General features: G+C 68.3%; 16 protein-coding genes. 6 read left to right on the top strand and 10 right to left on the bottom strand.

What is annotated here, in order from left to right; all coding sequences use genetic code 11:
• Positions 1–18: 18 nt before the first annotated feature.
• Complete coding sequence (locus QQK25_RS17840; RefSeq protein ID WP_284189143.1) at positions 19–285, bottom strand: hypothetical protein; 267 nt, start codon at positions 283–285, stop codon at positions 19–21.
• 115 nt (positions 286–400) lie between these two features.
• On the opposite strand from QQK25_RS17840, the gene QQK25_RS17835 reads away from it, so the two are divergent.
• Positions 401–1,318 (top strand): LysR family transcriptional regulator, encoded by a 918-nt coding sequence (locus tag QQK25_RS17835; RefSeq protein ID WP_284189142.1) that lies wholly within the window; start codon positions 401–403, stop codon positions 1,316–1,318.
• Here QQK25_RS17835 and QQK25_RS17830 read toward each other — a convergent pair.
• The 6 genes from QQK25_RS17830 to QQK25_RS17805 form a co-directional block, all read right to left on the bottom strand.
• Positions 1,315–1,845: a DUF6306 domain-containing protein gene (locus QQK25_RS17830; protein ID WP_284189141.1), complete on the bottom strand. Its 531-nt coding sequence runs from the start codon at positions 1,843–1,845 to the stop codon at positions 1,315–1,317. The genes QQK25_RS17835 and QQK25_RS17830 overlap by 4 nt on opposite strands.
• Positions 1,846–1,858: 13 nt before the next feature.
• Positions 1,859–2,470 (bottom strand): hypothetical protein, encoded by a 612-nt coding sequence (locus QQK25_RS17825; protein ID WP_284189140.1) that lies wholly within the window; start codon positions 2,468–2,470, stop codon positions 1,859–1,861.
• 102 nt (positions 2,471–2,572) lie between these two features.
• A complete protein-coding gene (locus QQK25_RS17820; RefSeq protein ID WP_284189139.1) occupies positions 2,573–5,095 on the bottom strand; it encodes a hypothetical protein in 2,523 nt (840 codons plus the stop codon).
• Positions 5,096–5,169: 74 nt separating this feature from the next.
• Positions 5,170–6,330, bottom strand: a complete 1,161-nt coding sequence (locus tag QQK25_RS17815; RefSeq protein WP_284189138.1) for an NnrS family protein — start codon at positions 6,328–6,330, stop codon at positions 5,170–5,172.
• A 93-nt stretch (positions 6,331–6,423) separates the two neighbouring features.
• Positions 6,424–6,945: a hypothetical protein gene (locus QQK25_RS17810; RefSeq protein WP_284189137.1), complete on the bottom strand. Its 522-nt coding sequence runs from the start codon at positions 6,943–6,945 to the stop codon at positions 6,424–6,426.
• Positions 6,946–7,093: 148 nt separating this feature from the next.
• The gene (locus QQK25_RS17805) at positions 7,094–9,103 is read right to left on the bottom strand and encodes a diguanylate cyclase domain-containing protein (protein ID WP_284189136.1); all 2,010 of its coding nucleotides are present in this window, start codon (positions 9,101–9,103) and stop codon (positions 7,094–7,096) included.
• A gap of 175 nt (positions 9,104–9,278) precedes the next feature.
• Between QQK25_RS17805 and QQK25_RS17800 the strand changes: the two genes are divergently transcribed.
• From QQK25_RS17800 to QQK25_RS17785, 4 genes are all read left to right on the top strand, one after another.
• On the top strand, positions 9,279–11,387 hold the full coding sequence (locus QQK25_RS17800; protein WP_284189135.1) for a TonB-dependent receptor family protein: 2,109 nt from the start codon (positions 9,279–9,281) through the stop codon (positions 11,385–11,387).
• Positions 11,388–11,678: 291 nt separating this feature from the next.
• The gene (locus QQK25_RS17795) at positions 11,679–13,955 is read left to right on the top strand and encodes a TonB-dependent receptor (protein WP_284189134.1); all 2,277 of its coding nucleotides are present in this window, start codon (positions 11,679–11,681) and stop codon (positions 13,953–13,955) included.
• Between the two features lie 81 nt (positions 13,956–14,036).
• Positions 14,037–14,717: a Fe2+-dependent dioxygenase gene (locus QQK25_RS17790; RefSeq protein WP_284189133.1), complete on the top strand. Its 681-nt coding sequence runs from the start codon at positions 14,037–14,039 to the stop codon at positions 14,715–14,717.
• 26 nt (positions 14,718–14,743) lie between these two features.
• Positions 14,744–15,826, top strand: a complete 1,083-nt coding sequence (locus QQK25_RS17785) for an alpha-hydroxy acid oxidase (protein ID WP_284189132.1) — start codon at positions 14,744–14,746, stop codon at positions 15,824–15,826.
• A gap of 87 nt (positions 15,827–15,913) precedes the next feature.
• Here the strand turns inward: QQK25_RS17785 and QQK25_RS17780 are convergent, their stop codons facing one another.
• Positions 15,914–18,031, bottom strand: coding sequence for a methyl-accepting chemotaxis protein (locus QQK25_RS17780; RefSeq protein WP_284189131.1), 2,118 nt, complete (start codon positions 18,029–18,031; stop codon positions 15,914–15,916).
• A gap of 238 nt (positions 18,032–18,269) precedes the next feature.
• Between QQK25_RS17780 and QQK25_RS17775 the strand changes: the two genes are divergently transcribed.
• Complete coding sequence (locus QQK25_RS17775) at positions 18,270–19,034, top strand: sulfite exporter TauE/SafE family protein (protein ID WP_284189130.1); 765 nt, start codon at positions 18,270–18,272, stop codon at positions 19,032–19,034.
• A 1-nt stretch (position 19,035) separates the two neighbouring features.
• Here QQK25_RS17775 and QQK25_RS17770 read toward each other — a convergent pair whose 3' ends face one another.
• A complete protein-coding gene (locus QQK25_RS17770; protein ID WP_284189129.1) occupies positions 19,036–20,085 on the bottom strand; it encodes a patatin-like phospholipase family protein in 1,050 nt (349 codons plus the stop codon).
• Positions 20,086–20,199: 114 nt separating this feature from the next.
• The coding region (locus tag QQK25_RS17765) for an efflux transporter outer membrane subunit (protein ID WP_284189128.1) at positions 20,200–20,894 on the bottom strand (695 nt) is incomplete at its 5' end.

Genomic DNA, 20,894 nt, shown 5'->3' with positions numbered 1-20,894 from the left:
TTTGATGGGCACGGCGGATCAGGCCGCCAGGCGCGGGTGGGTCTCGATGTAGCGGGCTTCGGTCTTCGCGGCCTCGGCCAGTGCCTGCTGCAGACCGGCGATGATCTGGGCCAGTTCCCGGTGGCGGGCGTGCATGATCGGCGCGCCGGCCATGGCGATGTCGGCACAGGCCATCGCGGTGCGCAGAATCTCGTTCTCGGCGCGCAGGCGCTCGATCTCGTGGGCTGCCTGGTCGTGCAGGTCGCGGTTCGCGGGGGTCGCCCGCAGGGTTTCGACGATGTCCATCTGGCACTCCTTTCGATGCTGCCCGGGGCAGCGGATGCCTTGCAGTGTAGGGGCCGGGGACATATATTTGAAATCGATTGTCGATATTCGACCCATAACCACAGCCGATACCTTCATGGATTTACGCCAGATCGACCTGAACCTCCTCGTGTCCCTCGACGCGCTGCTCGCCGAGTGCAACGTGACCCGCGCCGCCCGCCGCCTGCACATGAGCCAGCCGTCCGTGTCGGCGCAGCTGGCGCGGCTGCGCCAGATCTTCGGCGATCCGCTGCTGCTGCCCGCCGAAACCGGGCGCGGCATGACGCCCACCGCCCGGGCGCTGGCCCTGGGCCCGGCGCTGCATTCGGCGCTGAAGGATCTGGAATCGGTGGTGAGCCATCAGCCCAGCTTCGACCCGAAAAAGGACGAGCGCACCTTCCAGATCGCCGCCAACGACACGGCGATGGTGGTGCTGGGCCTGCCGCTGATCGAACGCATCTCGGCGCTGGCCGGGCCCGGGCTGAAGCTCACCTTCCGCAACCCCGACGTGGGGCTGATCGCGCCCCAGATGGAGCGCGGCGAGGTGGATCTGCTGCTGGCGTCCGAGCGCCTGCTGCCGCCGTCGATGAAGACCCGCCCGCTGCTCCACGGGCGCTTCGTGATGGCCCAGCGCAAGGCCCATCCGCGGGGCATCGGGCCGGTGGATCTGGACGCCTACTGCGCGCTCCAGCATGTGCTGGTCACCGAGATCGGCGGCAGCATGCGGGGCTACGTGGACGAGACGCTGGCAGCGCTCGGGCGCCAGCGCAGCGTGGTGGTGTCGGTGGAGAAGTTCATGCTGGTGCCCGAGATCCTGCGCTACTCGGATTACGTGTGCACCCTGCCGTCGATGCTGATGAGCCGTTTTGCCAACGTGCTCGACATGTTCGAGCTGCCCTTCGACGACGGCGGCTTTGGCCTGCGCATGGCATGGCATCCGCGCAACCACGTGGACCCGGCGGTCAGCTGGCTGCGCGAGCAGGTGGTCGGGCTGGTGCCGGGCCAGCCAACCTAGTCGGCCAGGCCTTCCAGCAGCAGCGCCCCGCAGGCGGCGATGTTGTCGATATGCGAGCGGCGCATCTCGTCGAGCATCGACCGCGCCAGGTCGTCCGGCACCATCGGCAGCACTTCCTCGATCTTGCGCACCACCCAGGCCTGGCCCTTGTTCACAAACTGCAGCCGCGCCGCGAGCCCGTCGATGGCCAGCGTCTTGTGGACGAAGGCGCCGGTGTCGTGGGACGCCACGCCGCCCAGGCGCTGGATGGTCTTGTAGAGCGCCACCGCGTTGGCGCCCTCGTCCTTCTGCAGGCGCTCGAGCACCGCGCGGACGGGGCTGCGGCTGTCCAGGCCGTCGCGCAGGATGGCCAGCACCCGGGCGCCGGCACGCTCCGCTTCGAGCAGCGCGTTGAGGCGTTCGATGGTTTCGAGGTCGGGCCCGTCGGCGGTTTCGCCAAAGTAGCCCGGAAACTCTGCCGCGTAGCACGGCGGCGAGGATTGAGCCGGGGTTTCCGGCTCGTCGGGGCGGCGGGGGCGGTCACTCATCGCGGGCTCCTTGTCACTCGGCCGGGCGGATCACGAACACCGCCGGATCGTCGCCGTGATCCAGCAGCACGCTGCGCACCCGGGCCTGCCACAGGGCGCGGAATTCCTGCGCCTCGTCGGGGCTGGCCACGCCCGACAGACAGCGCTGCATCAGCGGCGCCATGCGGTGATCGGCGGGCACGTGGCGCAGGTGGGCCTCGGCATCCACCGTGCGGCCGGTATCAACGCGGGTGAAGCGCAGGTCGAGGGGCTGGCTGACATCGAAGGCCATCAGGTTGCGGCGGTCGAAGCGCCCGGCGAGGCCCTTGAAGCCGCTGTCGGTGGTGCTGCCGGTGAGCATCGTCACCACATTGGCGATCACGCCGGTGACGCCTTCGCTGCGCCCTTCCCGGAAGCTGGCCTTCACGGCGCCACGTTCGGGCACGGCGTCGCCGTACAGGGCCATCAGGGCCTGGCGGGTGAGCCAGTAAGCGCTCGCCACCGTGGGGCACGAATGCCCGGCCAGCGTGACGGCGTCCAGGTAGCCGTATTCGACGAGGCCGCCGTCGAAGGCACCGAGAAATTCGGCCAGGGGGTCGCGCAGGCGCAGACGGGGTACGAGATCGAAAAACGGCGGGTAAGGCATTGCGACGCTCCACTGAAATCGGAAATCGCCGGCCGGAAACCGGCGCGGCGATTCAGACTAGCGTCACCCGCCGGGGCTCGCCTTGACCGATGACAGGCCGACTCAAAAAGCCTCGGGCACCCGATCGCCCACGGTGAGCGGCGCAAAGAGCGGCAGACCGAGGGTCGAACAACCGACGAACGGCAGATCGCGGCGGTAACGGGCTGCGTCCCGCTCGGCGCGGGTCCACTTTTCAAGGGAGAACTCGTAATCCGGCAGCGACAGGCCCAGGGTCTTGTCGGCCATCGCGGCCGGGATCGGGTGGGCCGCCTGATGGCACAGCAGCGCGGCGAAGCGTGGGCTGCCCGCCCCTTCGGCGCGCACCTTGTCCAGCTCGCGGGTGGCGATCGCGGTGTAGTGGCGGCCCAGCTCGCGATAGGCGCCCACCAGATCGGCGTAGGAGTTGATGGTCATCGACACGGTGGAGTCCTGCGGGAAGATCGGCGTGAGGAGGTTGTCGTCGATGGCGCCCTTGCCGGCGAGCAGGCGGGCCAGAAAGGCCGACGATTCGCAGGGCAGCGTGTCGTCCTCGCCGCATCGCGTCAGCACCCGGTCGTCGGCGCGCTGCTCCACGGTCTGGCGCCGCCGCCAGTCGGGGTAATCGAAGGCCGGCTTGATGATCCACAGGCGGGTCCGGGGGCCGCGCAGGCAGCTGTCGGGGTCCGCGTCGCGGCTCACGCAGCCGGCCAGGAAGGGATAGGGCCAGCCCCAGATCGGGTACGAACGCACCCGCGGCTCGGCGTGGGCGTCCATCGCGTCGCCCACCGCCTCCAGCGCCGTGTGGGCATCCCGTGCGGCCTGGGTGGTGCCGGCCATGCGGCGGCTGGAGCGACGCAGCACCAGTTCGTCGTAGCAACCGCGCGGCCAGCCGGCGAGGCCTGGCACATGCAGGTGAAGCCCCTTGCGGATCAGCAACTCGTTGCGCAGCAGGCACAGGTCGCCCATCGAACCGCCCTTGTCCTCGGCGTGGTCGGAGACGATGACGTCCTTCACGCCCTCGACAATCGGGGCGTAGGCGCCCAGGTTGTCGGACGAGCCACCATCAACCAGGCGCACGTAGACCGGATCATGGTCGGTCACGTAGGCCGCATAGGATTCGCCCAGGTAGAGCGGTGCCGGCAGGGCCAGGTGAATGGCCCGCCGGGCTTCGCTGGTCTTGGCCTCGCCGGCCTCGTCGAGGTTGCGCAGGTCGAGCCCCCAGTTGAGGTTGAATACGTGCTGCGCCAGCGCAACGCCGAAGCGCACCGGCTGGCCATAAACCCGCTGGTTGGCGTCGAAGAACGCGGCCGAGGCATTGACCGCGGTGAGCAGCGAGGCGTTGCGACGCCCTTTCTGCAGGCTCCGGTCGTGGTTTTCGAGATCGGGCAAGGCCAGGTCCACGTTGATCGCCCCCACGCCGCCGGCGCATTGCTGGTCGGCGCTCATGTGGAAGATGTCGCGATCGAAGTTGGTGTCGTTGCGGCCGGTCCAGCCGAGGATCGAGCGGCTCGGCGCCGCGGTGGCGTTGATGACCCAACGCGGTGGCGACTGGCGACCGTCGGCATAGAGGCTGGCGAGCCCGGCAAAGGTCAGCCGCGCCGGGTCGGGGCGGATCCGGAGGTCATCGCCGCGGTCGAGCAGCCCTGCTTCGGCGTTGTCGCGCGGCGTGTGGTTGGCAAAGTTCGTCTCGCCCCGATCCACGCCCTGGTCGATCACGAAGTGCCTCACCGCGCCCACCTGCGCCGCCTCGCTGATGTCGCGCTCCAGGGCGCGGGCGTCGACGGGCTCCAGGCCGTAGCTGATGCCGATGCCTTCGCGATAGACGATGCGCGACGGCGAGAGATTGATCGGCCAGTCGAAGATGGTGTTGGCCACCCACGCCATCGGCAGCGACAGCAACGACACGCCCACCAGGGCTCCGTAAGTCGTGTTGCTGCGGATGCGGGCGCCGACGGAGTTGCCGAATTCGCAGCGCTGCCAGGTGAGGATGTCGGCGTGGCAGCGGACGAACTGCTGGTGAAGGGTGTCGCGCCGCGGCCCCTCGCCGTTCCAGTACGCGCGGGCGGCCGCCAGGGCCTCGGGATCGGCGCGGCTGCCCGCCCCGACCGGCGTCGGGCAGAACAGGTCCTGTTCGGGCATGCCGCGCCGGGTGGCCTCGGCGGTGATCAGCTCCGGTGAGAAACGCGACTGCAGGCCCGCCGGAATGCAGTCGCGAAAATAGCGCTGCAGATTCTTGTCGGCAGGCTGCGGCGCGCCGGCCTCGGGTCGATTGCGGATCAAGCGCGAGTAGGCGTAGAACGCCGCGTAGCTCCCGCCGGACACCGACGACACCGCATCGGATTGCCAGAACAGCGAGCTGTCGAAGCGGGTGGGGTCGCGGCTGAGCTCGAGCTGGTTGGTGACCGACGCCGCCAGCACGCCCATCGCGAACGACGAGGCCTTGGTGCCACCGCCGGCCAGGGTGATCGCGATGCCGGCATCCGCATCGTGGGGCACCACCGGACGGCAGGCCTGATCCTCGGCGCCCGGGGGCGTCATCGCTGCGACGACGGGGGATAGCGCAAACGCGGCGGCGCCCAGCCAACCGCCCAGATTGGGGAAACGCATGATCCTCTCCTCGTCTGCCCGCCACCGCAAATGCGGACCGGATTATGACAAGTTAGACCATCACGCCCCGGGACTCAATGCTCCTTGCCGTCGATGCGCGGGCTGATGAGCCGCGGCAGCATCCGCCCGCCGAGGATCGCGAAGCACAGGAACCAGCACGTCGCCGCCAGATGCACCCACGCCATGTAGGCGCCGGGCGCCAGCTGGGGCAGCACCACCCGCACCACCAGCCCCGTCAGCATGATCCAGATGAGCAGCTTGTCGCCGGCATCGAACACCACCTTGCGGCCGGTGTGGCCCTTGGAGATGCGCACCAGCATCGGCGGGATGATCAGCCCCATCACCCCGAAGGTGAAGAGATGGATCGACACGCTGCCGGTCCAGCCGTGGGCACCGAGGAGCCCGGCCAGCTCGACCAACAGCTGGAGGGCAATGGCCAGATAGCCGAGATACATCACCGCCAGGTCGATGCGGGTCATGGCCAGGCCCGGCCTCCAGCGGGTGAAGCGCGCGAGCAGCAGCATCGCGCAGGCAAGCAGCAGCCCGCCGGCCAGCCAGATCGGTAACCAGGGCTCGAAGACCAGCCCCAGCGCCGAGAACTTGATCGCCCCATCGAGGCGCGGATTGCGCAGGATCTCCACCTGAAACACGCCCTTCATGAACTGGGTGAGCGTGCGCTCCAGCATCACCAGAAAGGCCACCCGGAACAACCCGACGGCCATCACGGCGCCGGTGTGGAAGTGGTCCGCACTCAGCACCAGCAGCTTGGCGGCGAGGAAGGTCGGGAGAATCAGCAGGAAGAAATAATTGTCGCGGAAGCTGTCCTGCTGGCGATGGCGCAGCAGCGTGACGAGCAGCATCACGACAATGGTGCCGAGGAAGGCCAGGTTCGACAGCCAGAACACCCACGCCGGCCAGCCGCCGCCAAAGGCCATGCCGATCCGCTCGAAGATCCACGCCGCCACCAGCACCACCAGCGGGCTGCCGTGGTAGCCGCGCACCTGCACCCAGTTCTTGGTGGCCGTGAGCAGGAAGCCACCCATCACCGCCCAGCCAAAACCGAAGAACATCTCGTGGGCGTGCCACTGGACGGCGGCGACGGGCGCGGCCGGCAGGGCCAGATGGCCGGTGAAGACGAGCGCCCACAGCACCGGCAGGGCCAGGCCGGCGAGGCAGGCGAGGAGGAAGAACGGCCGGAAGCCGACGAGCCAGAGGGGTTGGGTGGCGAGTTTCATGGGCGCAGCGGAGGAAGAGGTTCGGCCCTGACGACCGGAGCCCCAACGCTATCCCGCGCCGCCCACCGGCGCCTTGATCAGGAACAGGCCTGCTCAGTCACGGCCGCGGCCATGCCCGTGGCCGTGACCCGGCCCACCCCGCTCGTCGAAACGCTCGGCGCGCCGGTCGTCACGGCGATCTTCCCGACGGTCACGGCGGTCGTCGAAGCGGTCGTCGCGGCGATCCCGGCGGTCATCGAAACGATCGTCCCGGCGGTCGTCGCGGCGGTCGTAATGGCCACCGTATTCGGCCCGGTAGCGCGGGGCATAGACGTTGCGATACCAGCCGTCCTGCACAAAGTAGACCGGCACGCCGCAGGCATCGTAGCGCCCGCAGTAACGCCGCCAGTCGCGGGCGTGGCCGGGCGGCACGCGCAGGTAGAGGGGTGCGGCGGCGTAAGGCGCCGGCCTGATCACCACCGGATTGGGATACATCAGTACCGGCCGGGGAAAATTGCCGATGTCGATGCGCCCGTAGAAGTTGGGATCGCCGATGCCGATCGACACGCCGACATCGGTGGCCATTGCGCCCTGGGCGGCCGCGGCGAGGAGCGCCGCGCTCAAGATTCGCTTCATGGAAGACATGCGTGGGGTTCCTGTTCGTTCTTGCACGTCGGGCAAGGATCGGCCGGAAGCCTGCAAGGCAATACCGGCCACCGCGCCCACTGTAGAAGCGCAAGAACGGCAAGGCAGTAAGAAACTGTAAGGCTATGCGACGGACGTCTCAGTCTTCGCCGAACACCGTCACCCGATTGCGGCCGCCGTGCTTGGCGGCGTACATGGCGCCATCGGCGTGGAGCAGCAGGCTCACGTCGTCGGCGCCGTGCTCGGGATAGACGGCGATGCCGATGCTGGACGACACATCGAGCCTCAGGCCGTCGATTTGGAAGGATTCGGCGAGGGCCACGCGGATCTTCTCGGCCACCAGTTCAGCGTCGTGGATGGAATCGATGTGGGGCAGGAGCACCACGAACTCGTCGCCGCCAAAGCGCCCGACGGTGTCGGATTCGCGCACGCACATGCGCATCCGCACCGCCGCCTCGCGCAGGAGCTGGTCGCCCACCGCGTGGCCGTAGGCGTCGTTCACGGGCTTGAATCGGTCCAGGTCGATGTACAGCAGCGCCACCCGGTGGCGGTTGCGGCGGGCGGCCGACAGGGCCTGGCGCAGGCGGTCGGTGACCAGCGTGCGGTTGGGCAGGTCGGTGAGCATGTCGTGCTCGGCCATGTAGGCGATGCGCGCCTGGCTGGCCCGGCGCTCGGAGATGTCGCGGCTCACCCCGTGCAGCTCGACCTTGTCGGTGCGCGGGTTGCGGCAATAGGTGGTGACCACCTCGATCCACACGGTGCTGCCGTCCTTGCGGGGCTGCTCCACCTCGTCGGTGTAGAAGCGCGGCTGGGCGTCGGGGTTGTCGAGGAAACTGCGCGCCCGCTGGCGCACCAGCGCGCGCATCTCGTCGGCGTCGCGGGGCAGGAAGGTGGCGTCGAAGGGCATCGCGAGGGCCTCGTCGGCCGTGTAGCCGCGCAGACGCTCGATCGACGGGCTCACGTAGATGAAGCGCAGGGTGTCGGTGTCCACCGTCCACACCACGTCCTTCATCGTCTCGGTGAGGAGCCGGTACTTCTCTTCGCTGGCCTCCAGTCGTTCGGCCGCACGGCGGGTTTCGGCCACGCTGCGGTGAAGGCGGCGGTTGATGTGGTGGATGTACGCCGCCACCAGGGTGATCAGCCCAATGACACCCAACGCCGCGCCCAGGTAGGTGCGCAGGCCGTTGAGGTCATCCCGCACGGGCTCGTACAGAAAACCCTTGAAGTCGAAACCCCGGGGCAGCATGCCGATCTCGGCGTAGACCTCGGCGATGTGCTTCCAGCGGCCGGTGCTCATGTAGCCAACATCCACCAGATCGGGCCGCACCAGCGGAATCGTCTGGTGCGCCTCGAAGAGGAAGAACTCGAGGGGCAGCTTGCTCTCGTAGCGGGAATGGATCAGCCGGGCGATTTCGTCCGGGTGATCGAGGGCGTAGCGCCAGCCACGCAGGCTCGCCTCACGAAAGGCCTGAACGGTCTCGGGGCTGCGGCGGAGCAGGCCTTCGGTGGTGAACAGGTTGTCGCCGTAGAAGTCGATCCCCGCCGAACGGGGCGTGTAGACCTGATAGTCGATCCCTGCCGCCTCGAGGAAATACGGCTCGTTCGACGAATAGGCGCTGATGGCGTCCACCTCGCCGCTGATGAGCGACTGGGGGTTGAAGGTGTGCTCCACGAACTTGAGCCGCTCGACCGGAATGCGCTCCTTGCGCAGGTAGGCCAGCAGCTCGTCGGCGCCGGGCTCCAGCATCACCCGCTTGCCGATCAGGTCATGGACGGACGGCACCCCCTGCTCCCGGCGGGTCAGCAGCACCAGCGGCGAATGCTGGAAGATCGTGGCCAGCACCACCACCGGCTTGCCGGCGAGGCGGTCGATCAGCAGGCCGCTGTTGCCGATGCCAAAATCGGCTCGCCCGGACACCACCTCGTCCACCACGTCCAGCCCCGGCCGGGCATCCTTGAGCTGTACCGCCAGCCCGGCCTCCTTGTAGTAGCCCTTCTCGACCGCCGCGTAATAGCCCGCAAACTGGAAGGCGTGATGCCAGCGCAGCTGCACGGTCACGGAGGTCTGCGCCCACGCTGCCTGCCCGCTGCCCAGCAGCAGCCACAGCATCGCGACGCAAAACGCGGCGGCGCGGCGGGCGGCGTTCAAGGTCCGGCAAAGCGGAGGCATGGCTTATGTCGTTAACATGGATTCGACGAAGTATAGCGAGCGCCACCCGGCACCGTCTGTTACAGGGTGCCCAAATCACGATTTTCATGATGCGCGCCGGTCGCCGGCACGCTATGTTTCGCAAAAAAGCCACAGTCGCCCACGGAGACACCGAATGCCCCCCCGTTTCACCCTGGCCCCCATCGCCCTCGCCCTGACTTCCGCCCTGGCCGGCATCGCCCACGCAGCCGACGACAGCACGTCGCTCGTCCTCAACCCGGTGGTCGTCACCGGCAGCCGCGCTGAAGCAGCCAGCTTCGACATGCCGGCCGCCATCGACGTGCTCGACCGCGACCAGATCACCGCCGGCCAGCCGCGCATCAACGCCTCCGAAGCCCTCGTCGCAGTGCCCGGCGTTATCGCCAACAATCGCCAGAACTACGCCCAGGATCTGCAGATCTCCACCCGCGGCTTCGGCGCCCGCTCGGCCTTCGGCGTGCGCGGCGTGAAGCTGATCGCCGACGGCATCCCCGCCTCGATGCCCGACGGCCAGGGCCAGGCCGCCACCTTCAACCTCGACGTGGCCGAGCGCATGGAAGTGCTGCGCGGCCCCTACTCGGCGATCTACGGCAACCACTCCGGCGGCGTGATCCAGCTGTTCACCCGCGAACCCACCGGCCGGCCCAGCGTTGAAGGCGGCTTTGCCGCCGGCAGCTACGGCACCACCAAGGCCGAGCTCAGCGCCCAGGGCCAGCTCGAAGGCCTCGGCTATGTGCTCGACGCCACCCGCCTCAAGACCGACGGCTACCGCGACCACAGCGCCGCCACCCGCGAACAGGCTTTCGCCAAGATCACCACCAAGCCGGACGACGTGAGCAAGCTCACCTTCGTGGTCAATGGCTTCTGGCAACGGGCGGACGATCCGCTGGGCGTCACCTGGGGCAGCTACAAGAACAATCCCCGCGCCATCGACCCGGGCACCGGGAGCAGCCCCACTCCGGCCACCACCTACAACACCCGCAAGAGCATCGACCACCTGCAGGGCGGCGTCACCTACGAGCGCCGCTTCGGCACCGACACCCTGCAGCTCTCGGCCTACAGCGGCCAGCGCAGCGTGATCCAGTATCAGGCCATCGCCCCGTCGTCTCCCTCCGCCATCACCCGCGGCTCCGGCGGCGTGGTGGACTTCGACCGCGACTTCTACGGCGTCGGCGGCCGCTGGATTGCCGTGCGCCAGGCCGGTGGCGGCAAACTGACCACCACCTTCGGCGCCGACTACGACGTGAGCAAGGACAACCGCAGCGGCTACGACAACCGCAGCGGCGTGAAGAGCACCCTGCGCCGCAAGGAAGTGGACAACGTCGAGAGCACCGGCACCTACATCCAGAGCGAGTGGCAGCGCGGCGACTGGATCGTGAGCGGCGGCCTGCGCTACAGCGCCGTCAAGTTCTCGGTGGACGACAAGTACATCGTCGGCATCAACGGCGACGACAGCGGCAGTCGCAACTACAGCAAGACCACGCCGGTGCTGGGGGTGGTCTACAAGCTCAACCCCGCGGTCAATCTCTACGCCAGCGCCGCCCGCGGCTTCGAGACGCCGACGCTGAACGAAATGTTCTACGCCACGCCCACCACCGGCTTCAACTTCGGCCTCAGCCCGGCCAGAAGCGAGCACCTGGAAACCGGCGTGAAAGCCCTGGTCGGCAACAGCAGCCGGGTCAATCTCGCCCTATTCCAGGTCAAGACCGACGACGAACTGGTCGTCCTCGCCTCCAGCGGTGGCCGCACCAGCTACCAGAACGCCGGCAAGACCCTGCGCCAGGGCGTCGAACTGGCCTTCGACACCGCCTGGCGTCGCGACCTCACCAGCCGCTTCGCCTTCACCATGCTGCGGGCCATCTACGACGAAGGCTTTGGCAGCACCACGCCCGTCGATGCCGGCAACACCATGCCGGGCATCCCGCGCACCTCGGCCTTCGGCGACCTTGCCTGGAAGCCGCTCCCCGGCGTCACCGCCGCGATCGAAGGCATCTACCGCAGCCGCACCTACGTGAATGACGCCAACACCGCCACCCCGGCGCCGTCCTACGCCATCGCCAACGTGCGCGTGAGCGCCGAGCAGAAGGCCGGCCCGTGGCGCTTCACCGAGTTCGCCCGCATCGACAACCTGTTCGACCGCAACTACATCGGATCGGTGATCGTCGGCGACGGCAACGGCCGCTACTACGAGCCCGCCCCCGGCCGTAACGGCATGGTCGGGGTGAACGCCCGCTACACCTGGTAAGCCACCCAGGCACCGCCAGCCCGGACGGGGGTGACGCGCGAGCGTCGCCCCCGTCTGCCGTTTACGCCACCGGCCCGCGGCTTTCACCAGCACCGCGCAGCAAGCGGCACTTTTTCACTTCCTTGCGTCAGATTCATTATTGCGAATCATTCGTATTTGCAATACCATTGTTACCAGATCTTTCGGGCAAGCCAGCCGTTGCCGCTTCGCGCGCTTCCAACTCCTAGCCAGCCAGCCTCAGGTCATGAACCCCAACGCCCCTTTCCGGGCGCTTCATCTCCGGAGGCCTCCATGGCTAACAAGAAAATCCGCCGCCCCGCGCTGGCACCCCGACCGCAGTCTTCCCCAACCACCAATCCGGCCACCCTGCCCCTGGGCGCGCTGATGTTTGCTGCCTCGATGAGCGGCTGGGCCCAGGGCGCGCCCGCCGCTGACGACGACGCCAAGACCCTCAAGCCGGTCGTCGTGAAAGCCGCCGCCGAGGCCGAGCCCCAGGGCAAGGACAGCCTGCGCACCACCACCACCCGCATCGGCAAGGGCAAGCAGGAACTGCGCGACATTCCCCAGTCGATCACCGTCGTCACCGAAAAGCTGATGGACGACCGCAAGATCGACACCATCAAGGAAGCCCTCAAGATGACCTCCGGCGTCACCTTCCTGGCGGCCGAAGGCGGCGAGGAAGACATCCGCCTGCGTGGTTTCCCGCTCAACACCACGGGCGACATCTTCATCGACGGCATGCGCGACCCGGGCTTCTACGACCGCGACACCTTCAACATGGAACGCGTCGAAGTGCTGCGCGGCTCCGCATCGATGCTGTTCGGCCGCGGCTCCACCGGCGGCGCGGTCAACCAGGTCAACAAGCAGGCCCGGCTGATCGACGAGAACCAGATTGACGTGACCGTGGGCAGCCACAGCTACCACCGCGTGGTGGCCGACATCAACGTCAAGACCGACGACGACGCCGCGCTGCGCATCAACGCCATGCGCACCAAGGCCGACAACAACGGCGCCGGCACGAGCCTCGACAAGCAGGGCGTGGCCGCCGACTACCGCTGGGGCATCGGCGGACGCGACGAGTTCGAGGTCGGCCTGTTCCGCCTCGAGAACAACAACGGCATCAACTACGGCCTGCCCTGGATCCGCAAGTACGCCGGCGCGCCGGTATCCCAGACCACCATGCTGCCGGTCGATCCAAAGAACTATTACGGCATGGCCAGCGACCGCAACTACGGCACCGCCACCTACGGCACGCTGATGCACACCCACCGCTTCTCCCAGGACACCGAGCTCGTCACCAAGGTGCGCAAGGGCGACTTCACCCGCGACCAGCGCGCCAGCACCGTGCGGCTGGGCGCCGCCAGCCTGCAGCCCGGCGGCGTGGCCGCCACGCTCGACAGCTTCAGCGACGCCACCGTGCTCACCCGCGGCTTCCAGCCCAAGATGCAGAGCTACGAAAACCTGCTGGCCCAGAGCGATCTGTCCAGCAAGTTTGAAGCCTGGGGCATGAAGCACAACGCCCAGGCTGGCGTCGACTTCGCGTGGGAGAAGAAGCGCGTCTTCGGCGCCCGCACGGCGGCCCAGGGCGGCATCAACATCACCAAGCCCACCACCACCGTCGGCACCCCCGACGACGGTGTGGGCGTGTCCGAAAGCCTGCGCGTGCCGGGCAAGACCTCCGAGTTCGAGAGCTTCGCCGGCGGCATCTATGCCCAGGATCTGATCGAATTCATCCCCCACTGGAAGTTCCTCGCCGGCCTGCGCTACGACGCCATGTCGGGCCAGTTCGACCAGTTCAACCTCACCACCGGCGCCGTCACCCATTACCAGCAGGCCATCTACAAGCCCAGCCAGCGGGTCGGCCTGCTCTACCAGCCGAGCGAGCGCGAGTCCTACCACCTCTCCTACGCCACCTCCTTCAACACCTCGGGCGACACGTATTCGTACAGCGCCTCGACGGTGGACGTGCCGCCGGAAAAAGCCATCAACGTCGAACTGGGCGGCCGCATCGAAAACGCCAGCCGCACCATGAGCACCCGCATGGCACTGTTCCGTGGCGTGAAGCTCAACGAGCGCAACACCGACCCGCTGGTGCCCAGCATCATCACCCTGTCAGGCAAGCGCCACGCCACCGGCCTCGACATGGACGTGGCCGGCAAGATCACCCCGCGCTGGGAGATCTTCGCCTCCTACACCTGGATCTGGGACGCCGAAATCGACGTGAAGAGCCCCACCAACAACGACGAGCAACAAGGCCAGCGCCCGTCGCTGATCCCCAAGCACCAGGGCACCCTGTGGAACAGCTACCAGTTCACCGAGAAGCTGCGCGCCGGCGTGGGCATCAACGCCCGCACCAAGCTCACGCCCAACCGCAACCCGGGCTTCTACTCCCAGGGCTACGTGACGGCTGACCTGATGGCTGAATACGAAGCCATCGCCGACAAGCTGATGCTCAAGGCCAACCTCAACAACGTGACCAACAAGCTGTACGCCGACGCCTTCTACACCGGCCACTACGTGCCGGGCTTCGGCCGCACCTTCTACCTCACCGCCAACCTGAAGTTCTGACGGCGCCGGCAGGGGCCGCGGGCCCCTGCCCCCCCACTACCCACTACCCATTTCCCAATCCCCACTTCCCCCCCACCGCCGATGCTCCTGCAGATTCCCGACCTCCTCACCGCCGACGAAGTCCGCGAAGCCCGCCGCCTGCTCGACGACGCCCCCTGGGCCGACGGCCGCGAGAGTGCCGGCCCCCAGGCCCGCACCGTCAAGCTCAACCAGCAGCTGCCCCACGACTGCCTGGCCGCCCGCGGCATCCGCGGCATGGTGCTGGACGCCATCGAGCGCAACCCGCTGGTGCTCACCGCGGCGCTGCCCAAGAAGATCTTCACCCCGCGGGTGAACCGCTACGGCGGCGACACGCCCTTCTACGGCGAGCACGTGGATAACGCCATCCGCTTTACCGCCGACGGCGTGCGGGTGCGCACCGACGTGTCGTGCACGGTCTTCCTGGCCGATCCCGACGAATACGACGGCGGCGAGCTGATGGTGCAGGACACCTACGGCAACCGCGGCGTCAAGCTGCCCACCGGCCACGCCGTGCTCTACCCCGGCACCAGCATCCACCAGGTCACCCCGGTCACCCGCGGCTACCGGCTGGCGTGCTTCCTGTGGATCGAGAGCATGGTGCGCAGCGACGAACAGCGCCGCCTGCTGTTTGATCTCGACATGGCCCTGATGCGCCTGCGCGAAGCCCACGGCGAAAGCGACGAAGCTGTCGCCCTCACCGGCACCTATCACAACCTGCTGCGCATGTGGGCCGACACCTGAACCCGCCCCGTCCGGAAACCGCGACCATGCCCGCCCCCATCTCCCTCGACGACCACGAAGCCCTCGCCCGCACGGTGCTGGACGACAACGCCTGGGCCTACTTTGCCGGCGGCGCGGCGGACGAGATCTGCATGGCCGCCAACCGGCAGGCCTGGAACGCCCTGCGCCTGCTGCCCCGCGTGCTGCGCCCCACCGCTGGCGGCCACACCCGGGTCGAGCTGCTGGGGCGCACCCTGGCCCATCCCATCCTCCTCGCCCCTGTCGCCTACCAGCGCATGGCCCACCCGGACGGCGAGCTCGCCACCGCGGTGGCCGCCTCAGCGCAAGAGGCCGGCTTCGTGCTCAGCACCCAGTCCAGCCTGCTCCTCGAAACCGTTGCCCGCGCCGTGCGCGACGACGCCGACCGCGGCCCCATGTGGATGCAGCTCTACCTGCAGCACGACGCCGGCTTCAACCGCGAGCTCGTCCAGCGCGCCGAAGCGGCCGGCTACGAAGCCCTGGTGCTCACCGTCGACGCCCCCTGCCACGGCGCCCGCGACCGGGAACGCCGGGCCGATTTCCACCTCCCGCCGGGCATCTCGGCGGTGAACCTGGCCACCCTGCCTCCGCGCACGGCGCCGGTCCTCCGGCCCGGCAACAGCGCCCTCTTCGACGATCTCCTTCACATTGCCCCCACTTGGGACGACATCGCCCGGCTGCAGGCCCAGACCCGCCTGCCGGTGATCCTCAAGGGCATCCTCCACCCGGACGACGCCCGCCAGGCGGCCCACCTGCAGGTGGGCGGCATCATCGTCTCCAACCACGGCGGGCGCACCCTCGACAGCGCCCCGCCCACCGCCGAGCTACTGCCGCGCATCGCCGACGTGCTCGCCGGCCACCTGCCGATGCTGGTGGATGGCGGCATCCGCCGGGGCACCGACGTGCTCAAGGCGATGGCCCTCGGCGCCAGCGCCGTACTCGTCGGCCGACCCTACATCTTCGGCCTCGCCAACGCCGGCGCCCAGGGCGTCGCCCATGTGATCCGCCTGCTGCGGGACGAGCTGGAGATTGCCATGGCCCTGTGCGGCGTCACCACCCTGGACGACCTTCCGGACGACCTGCTGATCTGACCACCCGGCGCAAAGCCGCCGCCAGCCAGCCAGAAAAAAGGCCCGCATCTGCGGGCCCTTTCTCGTCTGATCCGGCTGCGTGATCGATCACGCCCGGCGCCGCTGCGCCGAAGGCGGATTGCGGACCCCCGCATCCGGGCTGGCCGCCGGGCCAGGCAGCAGCTTGAAGCGCTCCACGATCTCCGTCAGCCCCTGGGCCTGCCGCTCCAGGCTCTCAGCCGCGGCGGAGGCTTCCTCCACCAGGGCCGCGTTGTGCTGGGTCACTTCATCCATCTTGCTGATGGCCTGCGCCACCTGGCTGATGCCGGCGCTCTGTTCGCGGCTGGCGCCGCTGATCTCGGTCACCAGCTGAGCAACCTGCCCGAAGGCGGCGACCACCTCTTCCATCGCGGCACCGGCCTCATCAACCTGGGCAGCGCCGCCTTCGACCTTATCCACCGACACCGCGATGAGCTCCTTGATCTCCCGGGCGGCCACGGCGCTGCGCTGGGCCAGCGCCCGCACCTCGTTGGCCACCACCGCAAAACCGCGCCCCTGCTCGCCGGCCCGCGCCGCCTCGACGGCCGCGTTGAGGGCCAGGATGTTGGTCTGGAAGGCGATGCCGTCGATCACACCGATGATCTCGGCGATCTTGCGCGAGCTGTCGCGGATGTCGGCCATGGTCGTCACCACCCGATTCACGGCCGCGCCGCCCTGCAGCACCGCCTCGTTGGACTGGCTGGCCAGCACACTGGTGCGCTGGGCGTTGTCGGCGTTCTGCTGGACGGTGGAGTTGAGCTCATCCATCGAACTGGCGGTCTCTTCGAGGCTCGCCGCCTGCTGCTCGGTGCGCCGCGACAGGTCGGCGTTGCCGGTGGCGATCTCGAGGGCTGCGCTGTTGATGGCCGTCGCGCTGCGCTTCAGCCCGCCGATCACCTCGCGCAGCTGCGCCACGGTGGTGTTCGTGCTGTCCCGCAGCTGGGCGAAGGCGCCCTGGAAATCCCCTTCGATCTGCTGGGTGAGATCGCCCGTGGCCAGGGCATCGAGCACCCTCGAGACCTCACCAAGCCCCAGGTCGCTCACTGTCATCAGCCGGTTGAGGCCCTCGATCATCCGCCGGAACTCATGCTGGAAGGCCTCCGCGTCGCCCCGGGCATGGAAGTCGCCGCTCGCCGCCGCATCCACCAGCGACTGGATCTGGGTATTCACGCGCAGCATCGACGCCTTGACGCCATCCACCGCCGCGGTGATCTGGGCCTGCTGGCCGGGCAGGCGCTCCATGTCCACCGTCAGGTCGCCCACCGCGTAGTGCTCGACCACGTCGACCACCCGCTGACTGACCGCGATGTGGGTGCGGACCAGCGCGTTGATCGAGGCGGCCATCTTTCCGTAGACGCCGGGGAAACGGTCGGCGTCGATCCGGTGTTCGATCATCCCCTTGCCATGCTGCTCGGCGTTTTCCGCCTGGGCGTCGGCAAAGCCGCGGAAGGTATCGACCATGCGCTTCATGGCGGTGAGCAGCTGGCCCGTCTCGTCGTTGCTGGTCACATCGATCTGCTCGGGCAGGTTGCCCCGCGCCACCGCCTGGCTGATCTCGACGGCCTGAGCCAGCGGCCGGGTCACGCTGCGGCTGATCGTCCACGCCGCCAGGGCGCCGGCCAGCAGCATCACCAGGGTGACGACGCCGACCTCCTCGACGGTCCGCTTGACGCTGGCGTCGAAGGCCTCCTGGGCCGCGTGGGATTCGGCCGACTGGCGCTCCAGCAGCCGCGCAAAGGCCGCACCGATGGGCTTGTCGGCGCCGCTGATGGCTTTGTCGATCTCGTTGATGCTGGCCCCGTTGCCGCGCATCTCCACCACCTGGGCAATCACCGACCGGTATTTACGGCTGCCCGCGGAAATTTCCTCCAGCGCCTGAGCGGCATCCGGATGGACGTCGCCGAGGGCGCGGTAGTCTTCGACGACGCGATCGATGGCGTCCATGCTCGCGGCAAACTTGCCCGGGTAGTCGCCCCCGCGCAGCACCGTGTTCTTGAAATAGTGAATGCCGTTGCCCAGCGCCACCTGGCCCCGGTAGGCGAGCCGCTCCCGCGCCACAATCCGGCTCTCGAACTCGCCAAACTGCTGGCGCAGCTCGACGAGGTTGTAGATCGCCACCGCGACAACGAACAGCCCCAGCGCCAGCACAAACCCAAACCCAAACGCGAGACGCCTGCCGATCGTCATTTGATTCATTGCTCACACCCCAGCTGGTTCTAACAGTCACGCCCGCCCGCAGGCGGCGTGAAGATGGACGGTGCGCATCGGCCCACCGTCAGAGGGTGTGTTAACGGTAATCACGACAAAAAACTAAACCGCAGCGCACCAACGCCCTTGGGCGGGCGGCCCCCTGTCGGTTTTCCCGCATCGACTTGAGCGGCCGGATGGCTATCATGGGTCACCCGTCCTGCCGGTATCGCCAACCATGCTGCTTCATGTTCTGCCCGCCCTCGTCGTGGGCGCCGGCCTGGGTTTCTTTGGCGGCCTGTTCGGGATTGGCGGCGGGATCATCGCGGTGCCGCTGTTCGTGATCGGCTACGGCATGGCGCAGCCCATGGCCCAGGGCACCGCGCTGGTGCTGATGGTGCCCAACCTTCTGGTGGGCTGGTGGCGCTACAACCAGCGCCACCCGGTGCCCGCACGCCAGGCGCTGACCATCGGCGTGATCTCGATGGCTGCCACCTGGGGCGTCGCCCACTTTGCCAACGCCCTCAACCCGGCCGTCCTGAAGGTGGTCTTCAGCGTCTTCCTGCTGGGGGTGGCGCTGCGCATGCTGGCCCGCCGCAAGGACGCGGCCGAATCGAGGCCGAAGATCGACCCCCGCTATCTTCCGCTGGTGGGCGTGGCGGGCGGCAGCAGCATGGGGCTGCTGGGCGTGGGTGGCGGGCTGGTGGCCACGCCGCTCATCACCGGCCTCTTCGGGCAGAAGCAGACGGTGGCCCAGAGCCTGTCCCTGGCGCTGGTGGCGCCCAGCTCGGTAGTGGCCCTGGCGGTGTATGCCGGCGCCGGGCAGGTGGATTGGAAGATCGGCCTGCCCATGGCTGCGAGCGGGCTGCTCACCGTGTCGGCCGGAGTCAGCCTGGCCCATCGCCTGCCCGAGAAGCAGATGCGCACGGCCTTCGCGGCGATGCTGCTGCTCACCGCCCTGTGGCTGCTGGTCAGTCCGCTGGTGATGGCCCGGCTTCGGTAGATCAGGAGAACACTTCGGCCAGATCCACCGTGCCCCGCTGCCCCACGTAACGGCGCTGGGTGCGGATCCACCGGGCGGCCCGGGCCCGGCCCAGGTCGCGCAGATCGTGCAGAAACGCCCGGGCGGCGTTCATCTTGCTGCCCTTGCCGGCTTCGAGCAGCTCTTCCGCCTCGATGAGATGGAAGCGCAGGTTCATCAGCTTGCGCTCGAAGCGCCCCAGGGGCATCCAGCTGCGGCTCTCGTCGATGTAGCTGCGGGCGTGGGCGATCATCCGCATCTCGCGCAGAAAGGTGGTCGAGAAGCCCAGCTCCATGGTGCGGGCCGCAATCTCGTCGGCGGTGCGCGGCGGCTCGGGCCGCGACAGGGGGTTGAGGATCACCAGCAGGATGTCCGGGGTGGAACATTCGTAGATCAGCGGGTAGATCCCCGGGTTGGCAGTGAAGCCGCCGTCCCAGTAATCCTCGCCGTCGATCTCGACCGCGTGGTGGAGCGTGGGCAGACAGGCCGAGGCGAGCACCGCCTCCTCGGTGAGCTCGGCGGTGCGGAACAGGCGCACCTTGCCGGTCTTTACCCGCGTGGCGGCGATGAACAGCTTGAGCCGGCAATCCTGGCGGATGCGCTCGAAATCGAACTGGGCGCGCACCACGTCGCGCAGGGGGTTGAGTTCGTAGGGATTGAACTCGTAGGGCGAGAAGAGATGGGTGAGGCCCAGCATCATGCTCATCGGCCCGGGCAGCGAGCCCATGCCGGCAGGGTTGAGGCTGTGCAGCAGATCGAGTTCCCGCGGCGCGCTGTCGGCCACCGCTTCCCAGAAGTTCGAGAGGCTCTCCCGCGCGCCTTCGGCGCCGCCGGTCGTCCAGCCCTGGGCCAGGGCCACCGCGTTCATCGCCCCGGCGCTGGTGCCGCTGATGCCTTCCAGCGTCCAGCCGTCTTCCAGCAGCCGGTCGAGCACGCCCCAGGTGTAGGCGCCGTGGGCACCACCGCCCTGGAGCGCCAGGCTCAGGCCCGGCGCCGAACTGTTTTCACCCTTCCACCATCGCTTTCGGAACATGCTCGGACTCCTTCAATCTTCGTGCAGACACTGGATTGTGCACTGCACCATACTCCTAGTATGGATGACGGAAAGTGACGAAGGTTCAAGTCATTACCTTCGCGACGAGGCAATTCACGGAATTTTTGGCGCGCTCACGCTCCCGCCGGCGTTCTTCGCCAGCAGCACCGCGGCCACCAGCCGACGAGCGGCGAGGTCGTTGGCGGTGCGGCGGGCTGCGAGATGGGTGGCCTGGGCGGTGACCACGTTGAGATAGCTCACGGTGCCGGCGCGGTACTGGTTCTCGGCGATGGTCTCGGCTTCGGCGGCGGCGGCCACTGCGGCGGCCTGCTCGGCGGCTGCAGCATCCAGGTAGCGGGCAGCGGCGAGGTTGTCCTCAACCTCCTGGAAGGCCACCAGCACGGTCTGGCGGTAGGTGGCGACGGCCTGCTCCCAGCTGGCCTGGGCCTGGCCGACGGCGGCCTTCTTGGCGCCGGCGTCGAAGATCGTCGCGGCCAGCGTGGGGCCGAGGGACCAGTAACGGCTGGGCGCGGTGATGAGATCGGCGATGTCGGAGCGACGGAAGCCCGCCGACGCGGTGAGCCCCAGCACCGGGAAGCGCGCGGCCTGGGCGGCGCCGATGGCGGCGTTGGCAGCAGCGACGCGGCGTTCGGCGGCGGCGATGTCGGGGCGGCGCTCGAGGAGCGTCGAGGGCAGCGTGACCGGCACGATGGCCTCAGGCAGCGGGCCTTCCACCGGCGCGATGGCGAAACCCGCCGGGGCCTTGCCCACCAGCACCGCGATGGCGTGTTCGTACTGGCTGCGCGACA

Source organism: Zoogloea oryzae (assembly GCF_030161255.1).
GTDB classification, from domain to species: Bacteria; Pseudomonadota; Gammaproteobacteria; order Burkholderiales; family Rhodocyclaceae; genus Zoogloea; species Zoogloea oryzae.
Note: the sequence above shows the minus strand (reverse complement) of the source record. Positions and strands in the feature narration are given on the sequence as shown.